18 protein-coding genes and 1 pseudogene are annotated in these 18,310 nt (G+C 38.3%); 10 read left to right on the top strand and 9 right to left on the bottom strand.

Annotation, left to right across the window (positions count from 1 at the left end):
* Position 1: 1 nt before the first annotated feature.
* Together murI and sds are read left to right on the top strand one after the other, a co-directional pair.
* Positions 2-850: a glutamate racemase gene (murI, locus tag C7H19_RS00095; protein WP_106454851.1), complete on the top strand. Its 849-nt coding sequence runs from the start codon at positions 2-4 to the stop codon at positions 848-850.
* A gap of 722 nt (positions 851-1,572) precedes the next feature.
* Positions 1,573-2,547, top strand: a complete 975-nt coding sequence (sds, locus tag C7H19_RS00090) for a solanesyl diphosphate synthase (protein ID WP_106454850.1) — start codon at positions 1,573-1,575, stop codon at positions 2,545-2,547.
* Positions 2,548-2,644: 97 nt separating this feature from the next.
* On the opposite strand, the gene C7H19_RS00085 is transcribed toward sds, so the two are convergent.
* From C7H19_RS00085 to xth, 3 genes are all read right to left on the bottom strand, one after another.
* Complete coding sequence (locus C7H19_RS00085; protein WP_106454849.1) at positions 2,645-3,274, bottom strand: class I SAM-dependent methyltransferase; 630 nt, start codon at positions 3,272-3,274, stop codon at positions 2,645-2,647.
* A gap of 98 nt (positions 3,275-3,372) precedes the next feature.
* Positions 3,373-4,743, bottom strand: coding sequence for a DNA cytosine methyltransferase (locus C7H19_RS00080; RefSeq protein WP_106454848.1), 1,371 nt, complete (start codon positions 4,741-4,743; stop codon positions 3,373-3,375).
* 12 nt (positions 4,744-4,755) lie between these two features.
* The gene (gene xth, locus C7H19_RS00075; RefSeq protein WP_106454847.1) at positions 4,756-5,544 is read right to left on the bottom strand and encodes an exodeoxyribonuclease III; all 789 of its coding nucleotides are present in this window, start codon (positions 5,542-5,544) and stop codon (positions 4,756-4,758) included.
* Between the two features lie 771 nt (positions 5,545-6,315).
* On the opposite strand from xth, the gene C7H19_RS00070 reads away from it, so the two are divergent.
* Genes C7H19_RS00070 through mltA form a run of 4 tightly spaced genes read left to right on the top strand, consistent with a single transcriptional unit; the run spans position 6,316 to position 8,959 of the window.
* Positions 6,316-6,669 carry a Mo-dependent nitrogenase C-terminal domain-containing protein gene (locus tag C7H19_RS00070; protein WP_106454846.1) on the top strand — a complete coding sequence of 118 codons (354 nt, stop codon included), beginning with the start codon at positions 6,316-6,318 and terminating at the stop codon, positions 6,667-6,669.
* 54 nt (positions 6,670-6,723) lie between these two features.
* Positions 6,724-7,485, top strand: coding sequence for a hypothetical protein (locus tag C7H19_RS00065; RefSeq protein ID WP_106454845.1), 762 nt, complete (start codon positions 6,724-6,726; stop codon positions 7,483-7,485).
* Between the two features lie 37 nt (positions 7,486-7,522).
* A complete protein-coding gene (locus tag C7H19_RS00060; RefSeq protein WP_106454844.1) occupies positions 7,523-7,774 on the top strand; it encodes a hypothetical protein in 252 nt (83 codons plus the stop codon).
* A 24-nt stretch (positions 7,775-7,798) separates the two neighbouring features.
* Positions 7,799-8,959, top strand: a complete 1,161-nt coding sequence (mltA, locus tag C7H19_RS00055; protein ID WP_106454843.1) for a murein transglycosylase A — start codon at positions 7,799-7,801, stop codon at positions 8,957-8,959.
* Positions 8,960-9,014: 55 nt separating this feature from the next.
* On the opposite strand, the gene C7H19_RS00050 is transcribed toward mltA, so the two are convergent.
* From C7H19_RS00050 to C7H19_RS00025, 6 genes are all read right to left on the bottom strand, one after another.
* Positions 9,015-9,497: a PIN domain-containing protein gene (locus C7H19_RS00050; protein ID WP_106454842.1), complete on the bottom strand. Its 483-nt coding sequence runs from the start codon at positions 9,495-9,497 to the stop codon at positions 9,015-9,017.
* On the bottom strand, positions 9,481-9,735 hold the full coding sequence (locus C7H19_RS00045) for a UPF0175 family protein (RefSeq protein WP_106454841.1): 255 nt from the start codon (positions 9,733-9,735) through the stop codon (positions 9,481-9,483). Before C7H19_RS00045 ends, C7H19_RS00050 begins: the two co-directional genes overlap by 17 nt.
* Positions 9,736-10,077: 342 nt before the next feature.
* Positions 10,078-10,293, bottom strand: a complete 216-nt coding sequence (rpsR, locus tag C7H19_RS00040) for a 30S ribosomal protein S18 (RefSeq protein WP_106454840.1) — start codon at positions 10,291-10,293, stop codon at positions 10,078-10,080.
* A gap of 31 nt (positions 10,294-10,324) precedes the next feature.
* Positions 10,325-10,519: a 50S ribosomal protein L33 gene (gene rpmG / locus C7H19_RS00035; RefSeq protein WP_106454839.1), complete on the bottom strand. Its 195-nt coding sequence runs from the start codon at positions 10,517-10,519 to the stop codon at positions 10,325-10,327.
* A gap of 113 nt (positions 10,520-10,632) precedes the next feature.
* A complete protein-coding gene (locus C7H19_RS00030; protein WP_106454838.1) occupies positions 10,633-12,057 on the bottom strand; it encodes a family 10 glycosylhydrolase in 1,425 nt (474 codons plus the stop codon).
* A 113-nt stretch (positions 12,058-12,170) separates the two neighbouring features.
* A complete protein-coding gene (locus C7H19_RS00025; RefSeq protein ID WP_106454837.1) occupies positions 12,171-13,304 on the bottom strand; it encodes a glycosyltransferase in 1,134 nt (377 codons plus the stop codon).
* 131 nt (positions 13,305-13,435) lie between these two features.
* Between C7H19_RS00025 and C7H19_RS00020 the strand changes: the two are divergent.
* The 4 genes and pseudogenes from C7H19_RS00020 to C7H19_RS00005 form a co-directional block, all read left to right on the top strand.
* Positions 13,436-13,639, top strand: a pseudogene (locus C7H19_RS00020) (UPF0175 family protein); the annotation flags it as partial.
* A gap of 152 nt (positions 13,640-13,791) precedes the next feature.
* Positions 13,792-14,973 (top strand): glycosyltransferase family 4 protein, encoded by a 1,182-nt coding sequence (locus C7H19_RS00015; protein ID WP_106454836.1) that lies wholly within the window; start codon positions 13,792-13,794, stop codon positions 14,971-14,973.
* Between the two features lie 4 nt (positions 14,974-14,977).
* Positions 14,978-16,510, top strand: coding sequence for an alkaline phosphatase family protein (locus C7H19_RS00010; protein WP_106454835.1), 1,533 nt, complete (start codon positions 14,978-14,980; stop codon positions 16,508-16,510).
* Positions 16,511-16,541: 31 nt separating this feature from the next.
* Positions 16,542-18,068, top strand: coding sequence for an alkaline phosphatase family protein (locus C7H19_RS00005; RefSeq protein WP_106454834.1), 1,527 nt, complete (start codon positions 16,542-16,544; stop codon positions 18,066-18,068).
* The last annotated feature ends 242 nt before the right edge of the window (positions 18,069-18,310 follow it).

The following is an 18,310-nucleotide window of genomic DNA, read 5'->3' as shown; positions in this document are numbered from 1 at the left end:
CATGAGAGAATCCCAACGTAGTCCAATTGGTGTTTTTGATAGTGGTGTGGGTGGACTTACCGTGTTAAGGGAGCTATATCGTCAACTTCCCAATGAATCGGTTCTCTATTTCGCTGATACGGCCCGACTTCCTTATGGAACTCGTTCACAAGAGGAAATTGTGCAGTTTGTGCGAGAAATTATTACTTGGATGACCCAACAAAAGGTCAAAATGGTTATTATGGCTTGCAATACAAGTTCGGCCCTAGCAATTGAAACGATTCGAGATGAATTTAGTCCTTTACCGATTCTAGGAATCATTTTACCTGGAGCTAGAGCCGCCGTACAATGTGGTAAACGCATTGGTGTTATTGCAACTCCCGCAACCGCGCAAAGTAATGCCTATGCCCAAGCGATTCATGAAATTGATTCATTAGCGCAAGTTTGGCAAGTCGGTTGCCCTGAGTTTGTTCCTCTAATTGAACAAAATCGCATTCTTGATCCTTACACCTTAGAAGTAGCCCAAGAGTATATCAGACCACTATTACAAAAGAAAATTGATACGCTGATTTATGGTTGTACCCATTATCGGCATCTTGAACCTGTGTTTAGAAGTTTTATACCCCCGACAGTTCAATTAATCGATCCAGCTAAATACTTTGTTGTCGCCATCGAAAAAGAACTGGAGTTGATGGGTTTAAAAAATACTTACGCTCCTAGTCCCACTCGTTTTGGGGTCAGTGGTCATCCTCAACAATTTGCTAAATTGTCTCAAAGATGGCTTGGTTTTGTTCCTCATGTCGAAAAGATTTATTTACCCATTTCTCTTTCGACTTCTGTCTCGGTTCCTTTAACGGTGGAGCGGGAATAAAATTACAAGGGGATTTAAAGTATATATGATATTTTAAACCCCGTTTTCAGTTTACTAAAAAAATATATGACTAAATGATTTTGGTCATATATTTTTTGAAAAATAAAATTATCTAAATTTACCTATGATTCTAGATAGATCCCATCTTAGTTAATCGTTTGGCGATCGCTAAAATGAAAAAAATTAACAACAGATAAACAACCGCTAGAAATACAATTGTATAGGGCATTTTCTTAAAAATGAGAATAGATAAACGAATACAAACTAAAAAAAGAGTCAGTCATTTCTAATCTTCTGAATTTATTACTTTTAAGCACAAGAAAATAATCGCTCACTCACCACAAAAAGCCAGCACAATTTCGAGGCAAAAAGCTCATTAATTAAAAATCAAATTTGTTTGTTCCAGAACCGCTAAATAAAAATTGTTTAAGCAAAAACTGTTTAAGCAAAAATACTTAGCTGTTCAGTTCTGGACTTTAAGTTTGTTGGAAATTCTTAAAACCCTTTAATAATAGCCTAACATAAGTTATTCAAATTGAAACGAATTATTACTTAAGAATTACCTTGTGAGCAAAGCTCGATCGCTCCAGCAAAAGAAACCATGATCTTAATGATATGCGGATTTCCGTTAAGAATCTATTTCACAGTCTGGGAAGGTTAGCTTAAAATAAATGTAAGGATATGTAAACTTTCGTAACTATCTCGCCAAACTCGGCTAACTAATGATCACAACTACTTCTTCTATTTTTGTCCCTGTCGAAGCTGATCTCCGTCTATTGACTGATAATCTCACAAAACTCATTGGCGCACGTCATCCCATTTTAGGGGCGGCTGCCGAGCATTTATTTGGTGCAGGTGGTAAAAGAATCAGACCTGCGATCGTCTTTTTAGTCTCACGGGCGACTCTGCTGGATCAGGAGCTTACTTCACGACATAGACGTTTAGCGGAAATTACCGAAATGATTCATACCGCTAGTCTAGTTCATGATGATGTTGTCGATGAAGCACAATTACGTCGCAATGTACCAACCGTTAATAGTTTATTTGACAATCGGATCGCTGTCCTTGCGGGTGATTTTCTCTTTGCTCAATCTTCTTGGTATTTAGCAAATCTAGATAACCTAGAAGTGGTTAAACTCTTATCAGAAGTCATTCGAGACTTTGCTGAAGGAGAAATTCAGCAGGGAATCAATCGGTTTGATACCAGTTTAACTATTGAAGCTTATTTAGAAAAAAGTTATTATAAAACCGCTTCTTTGATTGCTAATAGTTCTAAGGCAGCTTGTGTTTTAAGCGATACTTCAACTGAAGTATCCGAACAATTGTACTTATATGGACGGAATTTAGGACTTGCGTTTCAAATTGTCGATGATATTCTCGATTTCACATCACCAACTGAAGTTTTAGGTAAACCTGCGGGTTCTGATTTAATCAGTGGAAATATTACAGCACCTGCTTTATATGCCATCAAAGAAAATCCCTATTTAGAGGTTTTGATTGAACGAGAATTTAGTCAAGACAATGATATCGAAAAAGCCTTAACCATCGTTAAAGAAAGTAATGGTATTCAACGAGCAAGAGAGTTAGCCTTACATCATGCTGAAGCGGCTGTACAACATATTACTTGTCTTAAACCATCTGTATCAACCCAAGCATTAATTGATTTAGCAGATTATGTTTTAAGCCGTTTGTATTAATCAATCAAGATTTTGTTAATTAAAATAAGTGGTAATAAGTTTAAGTTTAAGTTTAAAATTCACCACTTCAATTTACTATGATTATTTTGGCTATTTTTTAACGTTTTCTGGCTACAATTTGGAAAATATGCCAATGTCTATTTTCTTTTAAGGGTGTTAGCCCATCTTGTTCTTGTTCTTGAAAAAGTTCTACTTCAAAAGGTTTTAGCAAGATTTCGACTTGTTGACAACTCAGATGAGTCATACTGGGATAAATTGCCCATGAATCTCTATCCCCAAAGAATTGACCTGAAAAACGACCCCCAGAACGTAAAGATTTAACAATTTTTTCCCATAATGTAAAAAAAGCAGATGAAGGACAAAAAGGAAGAGAAAAACTAGCATTAATTAAATCCGTTTCTAAAGGAAGTTTTAAGACTTCAAAACGGATTATTTGGGTTTGTAGAAGAGTATGATCAAGATCTGAACGATTTTTTAAACGAGTAATTGCTGTTCTTTCTCCATCGATCGCTAAAACATTCCAGTTGCGTCTAATTAATTCAATTGTATCCCGTCCATCACCACAGCCGAGATCCACTGCTAATTTATTTCCAAAGTTTTCTTGAGCATCAAAAAGATTTAAAGCAGTAATTAACGTATTTCTGGGAGGATGACCCCGCACAGCGTCATAATAGTCCGCCCAATTGCGGTTCACTAAAGGATCATTTAAAGTTAATTGAGTATTCATGCTCAGTTTTTTAAAAGTACGCCAAAACCTTTTTTTAAGTATGAAGAATTAGAATGTTATTATTTTGTTATAAATGATACAAAGTATCAAAATTTTAATTAAAAATTATTAAAGCTGAAAAATTCTAAATTTAATAATAACAAAATGCAAATTATTTTAATTTTATTTATTATTTTTTTGATTTTTCTCGGCTCTATCACATGACGATTTACGCCAAAATGTTTAGCAGATTCTGTCATCACAAAATTGATTAATTTACTATTACCTAAATTCTGTATAACCTTTGGTTTATACGGTTTAATCTCTAAAGCTTTCATAATTTCTGAGGCAATTGCTTTAGCTAAAAGTGGTGGGACAGAGTTCCCAATTTGTCGAAATCCATGCCATTTTGTCCCATGAAATCTAAACCAATCTGGATAAGAATGTAAACGTGCTGCTTCACGAACAGTTATACATCTAGGAATAAAAGGATGAATGGGTCTAGGAGATGTAAAAGCTCCTCTATTACTCGCGGTTCCTGCTCGAAGTGTATTACAAATTCCGTTAGGGTGAAGTTTATAAAAACGGCTAATCGGTTCAGTTTTGCCACCTAGAGTATTAGCAAATCTTTGTATCGATTCTGGAGAATGTTTTGTTCTTAAACTCGATGTTAATATGCTCGAATTGTAATTGCGATCGTATGAAAAATCATCATAGCTTGTCTCAAAACCGCATATTTTTTTTACATAATCACTCGGTTGACCAAAATCTGCTATTATCCAATCTTTTTCGGATAATTCTGGATAATTTTCGATGGTTGGTAAATCCTGTAGTGCATCCCAAACAGTAGGACTTAATGGTAAATTTTCTTCAAGTTTTGTTTTTTTTAAATTAGCTGGTTTAGTGATAGGTTCTGGATAATTTGGTAACTTTCTATCATAAAGACAACCTAATAAAAATAGTCGTTCTCTATTTTGTGGAACTCCGTATGCAGCAGCATTTAATACTTGATATTCATGACAAACTTGATAGCCATTTTCTTCAAATTTATAAATAATTTCTGTGATAAACTTCTGATGTTGTCCTAGAGTCATTCCTTTAACATTTTCTAAAACAAAAAATTTAGGCTGTAGCTCTAATACTAATCTAATATAATGATACACTAGAGCATTTCTTTCATCATCTAATGAGCGTTTACCAATCATCGAAAATCCTTGACAGGGTGGTCCACCAAAAACGACATCAATTTCTTGATCACTAATAGTAGAAAGTTTTCTTATTTCATTCCCTGTAAGATTATTCACACTTTTACATAGTATTGACCAAAAAGGAAAGTTAAATTGATGTATTGCACAATGAACTGGATCAATTTCTACAGATGCTAAAACATCAAAACCCGCTTGCTCAAATCCTAATGTCATTCCACCCGCACCCGCAAATAAATCAACAGCAATTGGTCTATGTTGTATTTTATGTGTATTAATACTCATTTTTGGCGTACTTCAAAATTCTACTATAACTGGAGTATGATCACTGGGTTTTTCAAGTTTACGAGGAGAAATGTCAATTTTACAGCTAATTGCTTTTTCGTATAACTTAGGGGTGAGATAAAGATGATCGATGCGCCATCCTCGATTTCTAATAAAACCTGCGCTACGATAGTCCCACCAACTAAAATGACCTTCTTCTGTTATAAACTTCCGAAAAGCATCTTTTAATCCAATTGATAAAACATTTTGTAAAGCTTGTCTTTCTGCTGGAGTAGACATAATATGGTTTTCTTTTCCTTTGGGATCATAGATATCTTTATCCTCTAGCGCAATATTAAAATCACCGCAAACACAGAATTCTTGCGAGGTTTGATCTCTTAAAGTTTTGAGATAATCTTTAAGAACTTCTAACCAAAGTAGTTTAAATTCGTATTTTTCACTACCGATTTCTGAGCCATTAGGAACGTATAAATTTATAATACGTGTCTTGTTAACTACACCTGTAATGACTCGTTTTTGTACATCAAACTTTTCCCCGATAGTTCCTCCTAAAATTGGAGTAAATCCCATACTAATATCATTGAGTGGAGTACGACTAAATATGGCGACTCCATTATATGCTTTTTGTCCATAAATATAGACATGATACCCTAATTCTTCAAAATTGCTTTTAGGGAAATCTTCATCAATTACTTTGGTTTCTTGTAGACATAAGACATCAACGGGATTACTCTGCAACCAATTAGTAATATGAGTTAATCGCGTCCGTATTGAATTGACGTTCCAAGTAGCAACTTGCATTTTAATTGATTAGTTTTGAATTTCTGTATAGTAATTTACTATTTTAAACCTAAATTAGAACCAAACAAAATTTAATTTATTCTCAATATATCAAAATCGCCTAAATCCTCAGTAATCAAGTCATTTTTGTGTCTTTGTGTTTTAAATTACATTAGTTGCTCAGTTTGGCTCAAATCAAGTGCTATTTTATACCAAGAAGAATATTTCTTTTGCGGATGGTAAAATAAAAAATATTTGTTAATCTAGGAGATGTAGAGAGTTATAACTATTTAAGTTGGTATCAGTAGAAATACTCTTATACAACCCTGTTAATAACTACCTACAATTTTAGTATCAAATGCAACAAAATTAAATAGCTTTATGTGCTAAATTTTCACTTGCTTTTGAGTTCTAGCTTGGATTAACCTTAGCGTAAATTAAATGGTGTCTAAAATCACCTCAATTTAAGTTGGTTAAAATCTCATCGGTTATGTTTGTTTTTGGAACCTAATTGCTTATTCGTTGTCTACGCATAAAAAAAGAGTCCCTAACCTATAAAATTAGCATCGAGCAAATGCGGAAAGCACATATATAGCTGTTTTCTCAATAGAGTAGTGTGTTATTACAAAACAAGGAGGAGATGAACAAAAAAAGCCAAGAACAAATACTTAAGTAATTAGTCCTAATATTATTGCAATCTGTCATATTTTAGGTAAAAACTCTTGATTAGTCTGTAGTAGTAGTTGGGAATTCTAGAAACATAAGTAAATCAAAAAAACGTATCGAGGAAATATGAGCGTAACAGACTTTACTATCAAACATCTCGTTTTCAGTCATTGGGTTGAACCGACTCAAGCAAAAAAACAAAAATCGTCTTTTAGAGAAAAAATTAATCTTGTCAACAGTTTACGGACATGGATTAATAATCTATCGATCAATAATCCTAAAGTTGCTCACAAAATTTGTCATCTAATTCCTGCACAATGTCCTTTTGCAAGAAAAATACAGTTTTTAGGACGAACCATCGTTAGTATCCCTCCTTTATGTAAGATTAATCCAGTTTATGACGAACTAATGATGCTACGTTTTCGTGCGTTGTCCTATTTAGCTGACGAATGTGGTGAAGATATCAGCGCTTATTGCTAAGATTGAAAAGCATCTTTTTAATCTAACGATCGCACCTCATCAAACGCCGCATCTATGGCCATTATTGCACTAAAAGCTTGGTATTTGGAACATTACGAACCAATTAAAGACGTTGTAAAGCGTCCCCATGATTTACGTCTAAACCGTAATAGTTTACTAAAGTCGGGTTTAAGAGCAGACTTTTTGGATGATAGTCTGGACGTACAAGCATCACTGTGGTTTCAACGTTACCTAGAAGGGGAAACCGTCGAATTTTATATCGAAGGTAGTGGAGGTTATGTAATCTCTAACATTGATCTGATTTCCCATGAGATTTATTTGACTAAACAAGATATCACCTCGTGGTTAGAACCGATTATTTATTTTAGTCCGCAATTACAGTATCCGTCCTCAAGTGTTGCATTACGGGAAACACTCTTAAGTACGATCGCAACATATAACAAACGCTCTCGTTATTCTGTAAGTTTAGAAGAGACACCATTCTCGAAAAATGCTCCCCTTAGATTAAGTGACACACAACTTCGTAAAATTCGGAAAAGTTTACTATTTATTGCAGATGGAACCCCGATTCATGCAGTAGACTCAAATTTACTGGTTAATCCTAATGTTTGCGTCGAGTTGGGTTATGCTATTAGTACCAAACAAACTGGACAAATCTTATTTACCTATTTAGATAGACCAGAACTCAAAGGAGAGTTTTCCTTTGATTTTCCGCAACACCAGCAACTTAAGTTTACTTCTGTAACAGAATTGAAAAAAACCCTACCCTCGCTTATCGAAACATTACTACAACGTTTTAACCTGACAACAGGATGATTCATAATGGGACTAGAAATATCGTAAACTTGAACATATGAGTAGAAAACCAGACGAATACGCGATCTTTATCCTCCTCAATAGTGGTCATCGAGAAGAAGTACGCTTTAGTAGTATTCAAGACTTCCAGAAGTGGTATAGCGGAGAGTTAGTCCCAAAAAGTGACTCTAACGACTTTATTAATATCCCCATTAAAAATATACAAGGTGAATATATGGTGGTTCGTCCGTCGAGTATTGTCGGTATTCGCGTTGAACCGGTCTTTTTTGGGAGTGTTGAACGTCTATAGAGTGAGTAGTTTTAGTCTAGTGTTATGCTTCAAAAAAATCTCGCTATTCTCTCTGTTGGTTTATTCAGTTTGCTCCCCTATGGACTCATCGCGCAAAATAGTCCCTTAATAAAAGTTGATACGACTCAATTAGAAGCATCTTTAGGATGGGATGATCAGATATGGGGAAGTTGGGGTCAAAAAGGCGATCGCCAAGCTTTACTCAAAGCAATTGATCATAGCTTAGACTATATTAATACGACCAAAGCCGCCCAAGCTTATCAAAATTATCCCATTTCTGGAATTACCCGCGATCGTGTTAGACGTTCTTTAATTCGGTTTCGTCAACTGGTTGTTTCTTCTCGCACACCCGAAGAATTACAAAATGCTGTTCAAAAAGAATTTATTTGGTATCAGTCTAAAGGAAACGATAATTTAGAGACTGTTGCTTTTACGGGATATTTTGAACCCATTTATCAAGCAAGTCGTAAACAAACCGCAGAGTATCGCTATCCTCTCTACCGCAAACCGACGAACTTTGGACGCTGGGAAAAACCCCATCCGACTCGTAGCGACTTAGAAGGAAACGATGGGTTAAAGGGTGCAAAAAGTCCCCTTGCTGGATATGAGTTAGTCTGGTTAAAAGATCGTCTCGAAGCTTATCTAGTACAGGTTCAAGGTTCAGCCAAACTACGTTTAAGTGATGGTAAAATGATGGGTATTGGATTCGATGGCAATACCGACTATCCGTATACGAGTATTGGTAAAGAATTGATCAAAGATGGGGTTTTTTCTCCAGATGGGTTAACTTTACCGATGGTGATCGAATATTTGCGATCGTCCCCTGAAAAACTTGATATTTATTTACCCCGCAATAACCGTTTTATTTTCTTTAAAGAAACCTTTGGTAAACCTGCAACTGGTAGTATAGGTGTACCTGTAACTGCCGAGCGATCCATTGCTACGGATAAATCGATTTTACCTCCTGGTGCTTTAGCAGTCATTCAAACTACTATTCCTGTCGTCACTGAAAAAGGAAAAATAGAAACCCGCGAAGTGAGTCGCTATGTTTTAGATCAAGATACTGGAAGTGCGATCAAAGGTGCTCTAAGAGTCGATATTTTTATGGGTACTGGGAAAATAGCAGGCGATCGGGCCGGTTTAATCAACAATACGGGAAAGTTGTATTATTTATTATTAAAGTGAATGTTTAAGCCAAGTAACATAATGTCTTCAAATTAAGTTAGAATAAGAAATTATCTTACTGTGTGAGAATTTGTTCTAATAAATTTGGTGCAATACGAAATCCTGCCTTACTGACTAAATCATCAATCACAGTTTGCAAATCATCAAGTACACCTGATTGTTTAGCACGTAATAAAATCCCCAAAATACCAGTAACTTTCAATTCCAAAGATTTAGCCACTTTTCGTCCTTCTCTTTCATCGAGCAATATCCAATCTGCTTTAAGTTCAATAGCAAGTGCAATAGCTTCAGCTTCTCCGTGATCCAATGTTTGTTTTAATAAATGAATAAACGGTTTATTATTAACTTCCTGAATGTGTATCCATCCTGCTAGAATTGCTTCACGAATTGCTTTTGAACCAAGTCGCTCCTCGTCAATTTTCAACTCGTTAAGCACAGCCACGGGTATAAAAATTTTGCTGAATTGTTGATTTAGAAGGAAAAGTTGATCGACAATTGCTAAATTTAAAATAGGTGATGTGTTACTCACTACAAACATAGGTTAAATCATCATCTAATTCTGGAGAACTGTAATGACGTACAATACCACGTTTGCCGAGTAATTTTCCAAACTCATATTTATCCATCTGAGCAAGTTCTCGCGCTTTCCCAAATGATAGAAAATCTTGAGCATAAAGAGTCACTGCTAATTCTTGGAGTAGTTCCTGTTCTATACGCTGTTCGGGTAAGCGAATTGCTTGCAAAATGGAATCAGGAATTAAAATCTGTAGACTCATCTTGTTAAAAAATTATACCTGTTTTTCCTATACCTAACCTAACACGAAAAGCAGCATTAATCGGAAGACTCAAAACGAATACTACCTTTATATTGTCCTTCAACTGCTGTCATTGTATTTGATTGCATTGTATTTGATTACAACAATTTAAGAGCCCCCTCAGTTGAGGAGTTATTGACGAAGATGTCCAACAATTATTTTTATTTCTTGACTTTTAGCAATTTATATGCTATGCGTTTTTATAAGATAATTCCACGCTGAAATGTTAGATTTTTATCGGCTCGATCAGCGTGGGACGTTGTCGGGAATATAGATAACAATCACTTTTTCCCTGTTTCCTGTTTATGCTTCTTTGTTAACGAAAGGAAGTAAGGCGACAATGCGAGCACGTTTAACGGATTCAGTTAAAGCACGTTGTTGTTTTGCTGTCAATCCTGTAATGCGACGAGGTAAGATTTTTCCTCTTTCGGTGATAAATTTCCGTAATAAATCTACATCTTTGTAGTCGATGGGTTGAGTCGGGGGAATGGGAGATAGACGCTTACGATAGTAACTCATAATTGTTTCTGTTGCTTTTTGGGTAAAAAAACTATTTAATTTCTTTGTGTACAGTATGTCTGTTACAGTTGGGGCAGAACTTTTTCAGTTCTAGTCGTGCTGTAGTATTACGACGGTTTTTGGTCGTGGTATAACGAGAAACACCAGGAGTCCGCTTATCAGGGTTAGAGCGACATTCGGTGCATTCTAGAGAAATAATTAGGCGAACACCTTTTTTACTGGCCATATCTTAACAAGTAGTAGTTTTTCGTGCGATCTAGATTGACACGCAATTGACCATTATGACACAATAGACAAGCTTTTAGCAATAACTGATGGCTTATCCTATTGGGTAGCGTTTTAATTGCGACAAAAACGGCGTTCTTTATCAAACTCGCTTTCTTGCCAAGAAAAAGCAAAATGACTAATACTCTTGATACGGGGTATATTGTTGCGTATGGCGAGCATTTGCTCTTCTAAAGACGGTCGATTATCATAGATTCTACCCCATTGTCCAGCAAGTGCGGGAATAACTTGAGTTTGGGGAGAGGCAGCACTGATAACACGTTTGACCTGTTCTGTAATACAGTTAGCTTGATTACAGACAGCATAGGACATCGGATGCCATTCTATAGAAGTTGGAAATCGATCCCAAGCTTGTAAACGAGAATCAAAGCCTTTTTCACCTACAGGTTGATTACCATCAGGAAAAAAGACTGCACCGGCTGGAATTCCTCGATTTTGTGCTAAAGTGGCGGCTTTTGTGAGATAATCAATAACACCTTGGGCGGCGTGGGCTACGGTAAAGTACCAAATTTCGTTTTTAAGACGTTGAAAGCGAACTTGTACTGGATCTTCCATTTCTTTTTCTGGTGGTACGCGCCCTTGCCAAAGTGGAGAACCTTCATCGGGATAGAGTTTATCGACTGCTATAATATCTTCTGGGGTAATATATCCCTGGGTCACATAGCGATCGAGTAATGCCCGACCTTTATTATTAAGCGATCGATTGAGTAAAGCATTCCGAGAAGCAGTACCATAAATCCAGAGATCTTTTACTTCTCCTGCTGCTGATTGATTGCCGCTACCCCTAGGATAACGGATATAGTCGAATAAGATCCCATCGGGTCTACGTTTGAAAATGGCTTGTAATAGTTGATAATAATCTTGTTGCGCTTGGGTGTTATAGGGATCGATAAACGCTTGAGATTGATCATGAACAAAAGAGAGACTTGTTTCACCTTTGCCATTACGGGCTAATACATCTTGACGATCGCTCCTTTGAGCATAAGCATAACCGAAATTCATACTAAAAAGCCACGCATACACAACTAAACCGCGTTCATGGCCTTTTTGAATCACTTGGGCTAATAAATCAACATTTTCAGCCCCAGGATATCTAACAACCGAATCCCAAGGAGTAGGATTATCATTAGCAGGAAGTAAAACTTGACTATCAGAAAAAACTTCAACGTAAATTTTGTTGTAGCCCTTATTGACAATACGGTCTAAAACCTCATCAATGGAACCTGGACGAGCATCACAAGAATATAATCTTAACCAAATTGATTGTTCTTGTAGCCAACTTTGGGCGCGACAACGACGCAACGAGTCAGCGTGTTTTCTAATCGTACTATTGTAATCTTTTTGAGCTTGATTACTACCTTTAAGAGCAGTTTGCAATAAACTTTGTTTCGCGTTAATTTCAGAAGAAGTGAACTGACAAAACTCATTCATTGCCGCTTTTCCAGATGGATGATTAAAAAACAGCAGTTGACTGGTCATCAGTCCACAACTCAAATAACGCCAGATTGAACGATGAAAAAAGGTCTTAATCACAGACTACCCAAATAGATCACAATTACGTCCTATTGGTGATTGTAGTAGATTCGCTTTTTTTAAGCCGCAGCAGATAAAGACTGACTCGCTAAAACCCCATGATAATAGTCTCGTAGTTGACGAGTAGCTGCAGTCCAGCCCCATCGTTCAGCTTCAAGACGAGCATTCTGTCTTAAATATTCCCGTTCCGAGGGCGCGGCTAACAGTCTTTGTGTGGCTTTAATTGCACCATGGGGATCATTAGGATCAAACAAATAACCATTAACCCCATCTGTCACAATATCAGGAATTCCACCAGATGCGGCGGCAACCACAGGACAACCAGCGGCCATTGCTTCAAGTAAAACAAGTCCTAATGTTTCGGTACGAGAGGGGAAAACAAACGCATCAGCAGAAGCAAAAGCCGAGGCTAATTCTTCACCCTGTAGGTAGCCGACAAAATGGGTCTTAGTTCCAGCAAAATGAGCCTCTAAGGACTCTCGATGGGGTCCGTTACCCACAATCGCCAAACGAGCATCGGGAATCGTTTCTAGGACAGGTTTTATTTGATCGATTTGTTTTTCAGCCGAAACACGACCAACATATAACAATAAAGGACTATTAGGATGACCTTGAGAGAGTCGCCAACGCATTTGATCCGATGCGAGATGGGGTTGAAATAGTTCTGTATCTACGCCTCTTTGCCAGAGATCGACTCGTTCGATGCCATGATTAACTAATTCATTGACCATCGCCGTCGAAGTACAAAGATTTAATTCTGCTTGATTGTGACCCAGTTTCAAAAGTTCCCATAATAACCCTTCAAGAGAACCTAAACCGTAATGTTGGAGATATTGGGGTAAATGAGTGTGATAGGAAGCAACGAGGGGTATGCCCATTTTTTTAGCGTAATAAATGCCACCCACTCCCAAAACTGCGGGGTTGACCACATGAATTAAATCGGGGTTAAACTTTTCAATAACTTTTCTTAATCTTGGACGAGGAATTGCTATCTTTAATTCAGGATACATCGGTAAAGGCATTCCTGATACACCGTGAATCTTCGCGCCTTTGTATTCCCGTAAACCACCATCGGGAGAAATAACCAAGACTTGATCCCCAAGGCGTTGTAACTGTTCTACTGTATGCTTTAAACGAGTAACAATACCATCAATTTTCGGTAAAAAAGTTTCTGTAAATAGAGCGATACGCATAAAAATTAGTTGACGACAAGCTATCGTTTGTAATCATATCTGATATAGGAACCTCTTGAACGAGCTAGTTCATTCATAATTTTATGTATCAAATCACTTTTGACTTACCTGAATAAACTGCACTTGCTCTCAAATTGTCTCCAGCACAACTTAGTGTAGAAGTGCGTTTAGCAGAGGCTGTTAAACTTTATGAGTTAGGTCAACTATCTTCGGGTGCTGCTGCTAATCTTGTATGTATACCAAAAGTAGTATTTTTAGCTAAACTTTCTGACTATGGAGTTGATAGCTTTCAATTGACAGAAGAAGAATTAATAGAGGATTTAAGGAGTGCCTAATGTTATTGTTAATACTGCGGACTAGCTACCTAACAGAACACTTATTGTTAAGCTCCCTTAATTTAAGTTGACAATATATAGCAAGATGGTAAATTAAATTTATCTAATCTGGACTAAAAAATTAGAAAAAATTACTTTTTTTAAGAAAATCGATGAAGATTTTGTTAGTCAATGATTATGCAACGCCTACGGGTGGTGCAGAAATTCTAACACTAGCTTTAAGGGAGGGATTGCGCTCACGCGGGCATGATGCTCGTCTGTTTGCCAGTTCTGCTCGACCACTCAATGCGTATAGCCAAGCTGATTACTCTTGTTTTGGCACAACCTCTCGTTTCCGAACTCTGCTGCAAACTGCTAATCCATTCGCCTTTTATAAATTCCACCAAGTTTTAAACGAATTTCAACCCGATGTCATTCATGTTACCCTATTTCTTACCCAACTTTCCCCTTTAATTCTTCCTCTTCTAAAAAATTTCCCTAGTCTTTATTATGCTGTCTGGTATCGGTCTGTTTGTCCTCTCGGTACTAAAATGCTGCCGAATAGTACAGCTTGCCAAATCCAAGTAGGAACAGCCTGTTATAGATATAATTGCTTGCCATTGCGGGACTGGTTGCCTTTAATGGTACAGATGCGGCTCTGGAAAAGCCAGCAGAATGCTTTCAAGCTCATTGTTGCTGCTAGTGAAGCAGTTAAACAGCAGTTAAAGATAGACGGAATAGAGTCAGGCGCAGTAGTATGGCACGGCGTGCCGCTTCAGATTCCACGATCGCCCCTATCATTTCCGCCTACAATAGCCTTTGCTGCTCGATTAGTCAAGGAAAAAGGAGGAGAAATTTTACTCAAGGCATTTGCCAAAGTGGTTAACTATATTCCAGAAGCCCGTCTGTTGCTAGTCGGAGATGGGCCAGAACGGGATAGACTTAAACAGATGATAGATGACTTGATGCTGACAGCTAACGTTACCATGCCAGGTCAAATGGATCGGCTAGAAATGGAAACATTATTCTCTAAAGCTTGGGTGCAGGTTGTCCCCTCCCTGTGGGCGGAACCATTTGGTTTAATTGCGGCTAATGCTATGATGCGAGGAACAGCTGTCGTTGCCAGTGCATCAGGAGGTCTAACAGAGATTGTGCAACACGCCAAAACAGGGTTTTTAGTGCCACCTGGTCATGTTGATGCTTTGGCTGATGCGTTGCTGAAGCTCTTACAAGATCGGGAACTGGCAGAACAGATGGGCCAAGCGGGAAAAGAGGTAGCGATTGCACAATTTAGCGAAGATGTGTTTGTCGATAAATTAATTAATCTTTATCAACTTTTGGTTGAAAATCATTAGAAAAATGGAAAAGACAATACCATTAGTTATTTTAGGATTAGATGCAGGAACTCCAGAGTTTATAGAAAAATGGGTTCAAGAGGGCTATCTTCCTAATATTGCCGCTATTATGAAACGGGGATGTTGGGGGCGCACCACAGGAATAGACCTATTAAATGAAGATGGGGTGTGGACTAGGATGTTTAGTGGCATTCCTCAAAGTCAGCATGAATTTTATTATTTTCGTCAATTAAAATTAGGAACTTACGATTTATATCCCGTCTCTGAAATCGAAAAAAGTGATTATGTCTTTTGGTCACTTTTACAAAAACAACACAAAAAAGTTGCTCTGATCGATGTTCCAGAAATGTCCATTCTTCCGAACCTAAATGGCATTCAGTTAGCGAACTGGGCTGTGCATAACTCTCACTATATTCCATCTGCAAGTCAACCCTCTAATCTCTTGCCAGAAATTCGACAAGTTTTTGGCCAGGCGATGAATATCACCGAAAATTTTATCAGTAGTTTTGCTAAAGATCGACAAATCTATCATCGTCTATTAGAACGGGTCGAAAAAAAAGGTCGTTTGTGTCGTTATCTTTTAGCAAAAGATAAGTTTGACTTAGCGATCATCGTTTTTGGGGAATGTCACACAGGCGGACATCAATTATGGAAATATCGTCCAGAGGCACAAGGAGACGAAAAAGTAACCGACCAAAGCGAGTTAACTCATAGCATTCGAGATATCTATCAAGCCATTGATCGACAGATTGGTTTACTGCTGCAACAATTGCCCGATCACATTAATCTGGTCGTCGTTTCGTCGGTGGGTATAAAAGATCAATATCCAACAGGAGGACTGATTGAAGATTTCTGTCGAAAATTAGGCTATCAAGTCTCAAGAGAACCTAATTCAAAACCTGCTAGTCTTCTGTCTTTGGTGCGTCAGTTAACCCCAGAAGCCTGGCGGGTAGCTCTTAGCCGTTACTTTCCTAGAGAAACAAGAGAGCGTTTATTAGCTGAACAATTCCTTAGTAGTACTAATTGGAGTAAAACAAGAGCTTTTGCTATTCCTTCCGCTTATATGAGTTTTCTACGCGTTAACCTGCAAGGGCGAGAACCCCAAGGCATTGTTAAGGTGGGAACTGAATATGAGACCGTCTTACAACAGTTAGAAGAAGATCTACGCCAGCTTATCGATCCTCGAAGTGGTCAAGCGGCGGTTAAAGAAATATATCGGGCCGATCATCTCTTTGGCCCTGAGCGTCATCAGGGATTACCCGATCTGTTCGTCAGTTGGCAGCCTTTTCCTTATTTTATGGATTGTGTCCTTCACCCCAAAATAGAATTGACCCAAAAGAAGCCAGACTTTTTTCGAGGTAGCGATCATTCTCAACAAGGTTTTTTCGCTGCAGCCGGTCCATCAATTCAACAGCAAGGGACAATAGGGGAAATTTCATTACTTGATCTAGCACCAACCTTTCTAGAACTACTCCAGCAACCCATTCCAGAATGGATGTCTGGACAACCCATAATTAAATCGAGCGGTAGAGTGTAGAGGTAAACCAAGAACCGAGGACTAAAGATTGATGGCTGATGACCTTCACGCTCCACCACTCATACTGCTGAGTTTCGACGGTGGTAACCATGAACTAATCGAACAATGGGCTAAGGAAGGCTACTTACCGACGATCGCTGCTTTAATGGAGCGAGGTTGTTGGGCAAAAACAACAGGACCCGAACATATTGCAGAACATGGTACTTTCTTATCCTTGTTAAGCGGTATCTCCCGTCAACAGCATGGTTATTACTACTTTCGCCAGATGCAGTCTGGTAGTTATGACTTGCAAGCGTTTTCGCATCGGGATACGAATCTCTTGCCGTTTTGGTCACATTTACAAGGCAAAAAAGTAGCTATTATTGATGCGCCTGACAGTAATCTTGTACCGCGACTACCAGGGATTCAACTGATGCAATGGTCAGTTCATGAAGCAGCTATTCAAATGCAACCGCCTTGTGCCGAGCCAGCAACACTACTATCCGACGCTCGACGAATTTTTGGCCCTCAGATATCGGTGTCAGAATTTAAGGCTAACAGTACCTTATCTGACGATTACCAGATGTATAAGCAATTTTTGCGTCGGATTGAGAAAAAAGGCCAATTATGCCGCAAGTTATTATCTAACGATCGCTTTGATCTGGTAGTCGTTGGTTTCTATGAAGCTCATACGGCTGGACATCGCTTGTGGAAATATCGTCCTGAAGTTGAAGCTGAGAACACTCTCCTTACCCATGCTATCCGCGATATATATCAGGCTATTGATCGAGAGATGGGATCGCTACTTCAGCAGTTGCCCAACGAGGCTAATGTATTTATTCTGTCGTGCTTCGGCATCAAGGATCAATATCCAACCACCGGATTGATCGAAGCATTTTGCCGTCAGCTTGGCTATCAAACTATTTTAGAAGCCACTCCATCTCTAAAGCCTTTAAATCTTGCTCGCCGCCTGCTTCCTGAGAGTTGGCGTGCTACCATCGGGACTTATCTTCCCCTGCACGTGCAAGAACGCTTACTCGCCGATCATTTTCGCAATAGTACGGACTGGAGCAAAACGACAGCATTTGCGATTCCTTCTCTCTATACTAGCTTCGTGCGCGTCAATTTACGAGATCGTGAACCCCAAGGCATTGTACAACGGGGAAAGGAGTATCAAATGATCTTGGATCGACTAGAGCTTGATTTCAAACAATTGATCGATCCTGTTACAGGAAAACCGGCGGTTGAGCGGATTGTTAGAACCGTGGACTGGTTTAATTGTGAACCCCCTGATTCATTGCCTGATGTCTTTGTTGAGTGGCAAGCGGCTCGTTATTTTATGCAGCAAGTGCTTCATCCTAGGGTAACGTTAGTACAAGAAAAACAGATGAACTATCATCGGGATAGCTATCACTCGCTCTCTGGGTTTATGGTAGCGACGGGACCTTCTCTTCGGTGTCAAAATGGGCTTTCAAATATCTCGATTTTGGATTTAGCTCCAACTTTTCTAGCTTTAATGGGTATATCAGTTCCAGAGGAGATGATGGGAAGCGTATTGCAGGCAATTATAAGAGATTGAAACGTCGTGAGTGAGTCATCTGCCTAACCACGCAGTACTCTAAAAGGAACACTATACGGGTTTTTAAGCAAAGCCTTACTTTTAACTTGTCCGCCCTTCCTAAGTCCCCCACTATAGCAAAGCTTAGTGCGCTCTCTAAATCACGGACAGAAACTGTGATATAATCCCTCTTTTGTTAGATAAGGAAGTAAAATAGAAAAAACAACTGATGGAGAGAAGGAGTTAGAAATGGTAACTCTAAT

It is taken from the genome of Aphanothece hegewaldii CCALA 016 (assembly GCF_003007785.1).
GTDB classification, from domain to species: domain Bacteria; phylum Cyanobacteriota; class Cyanobacteriia; order Cyanobacteriales; family Microcystaceae; genus Chroococcus; species Chroococcus hegewaldii.
Note: the sequence above shows the minus strand (reverse complement) of the source record. Positions and strands in the feature narration are given on the sequence as shown.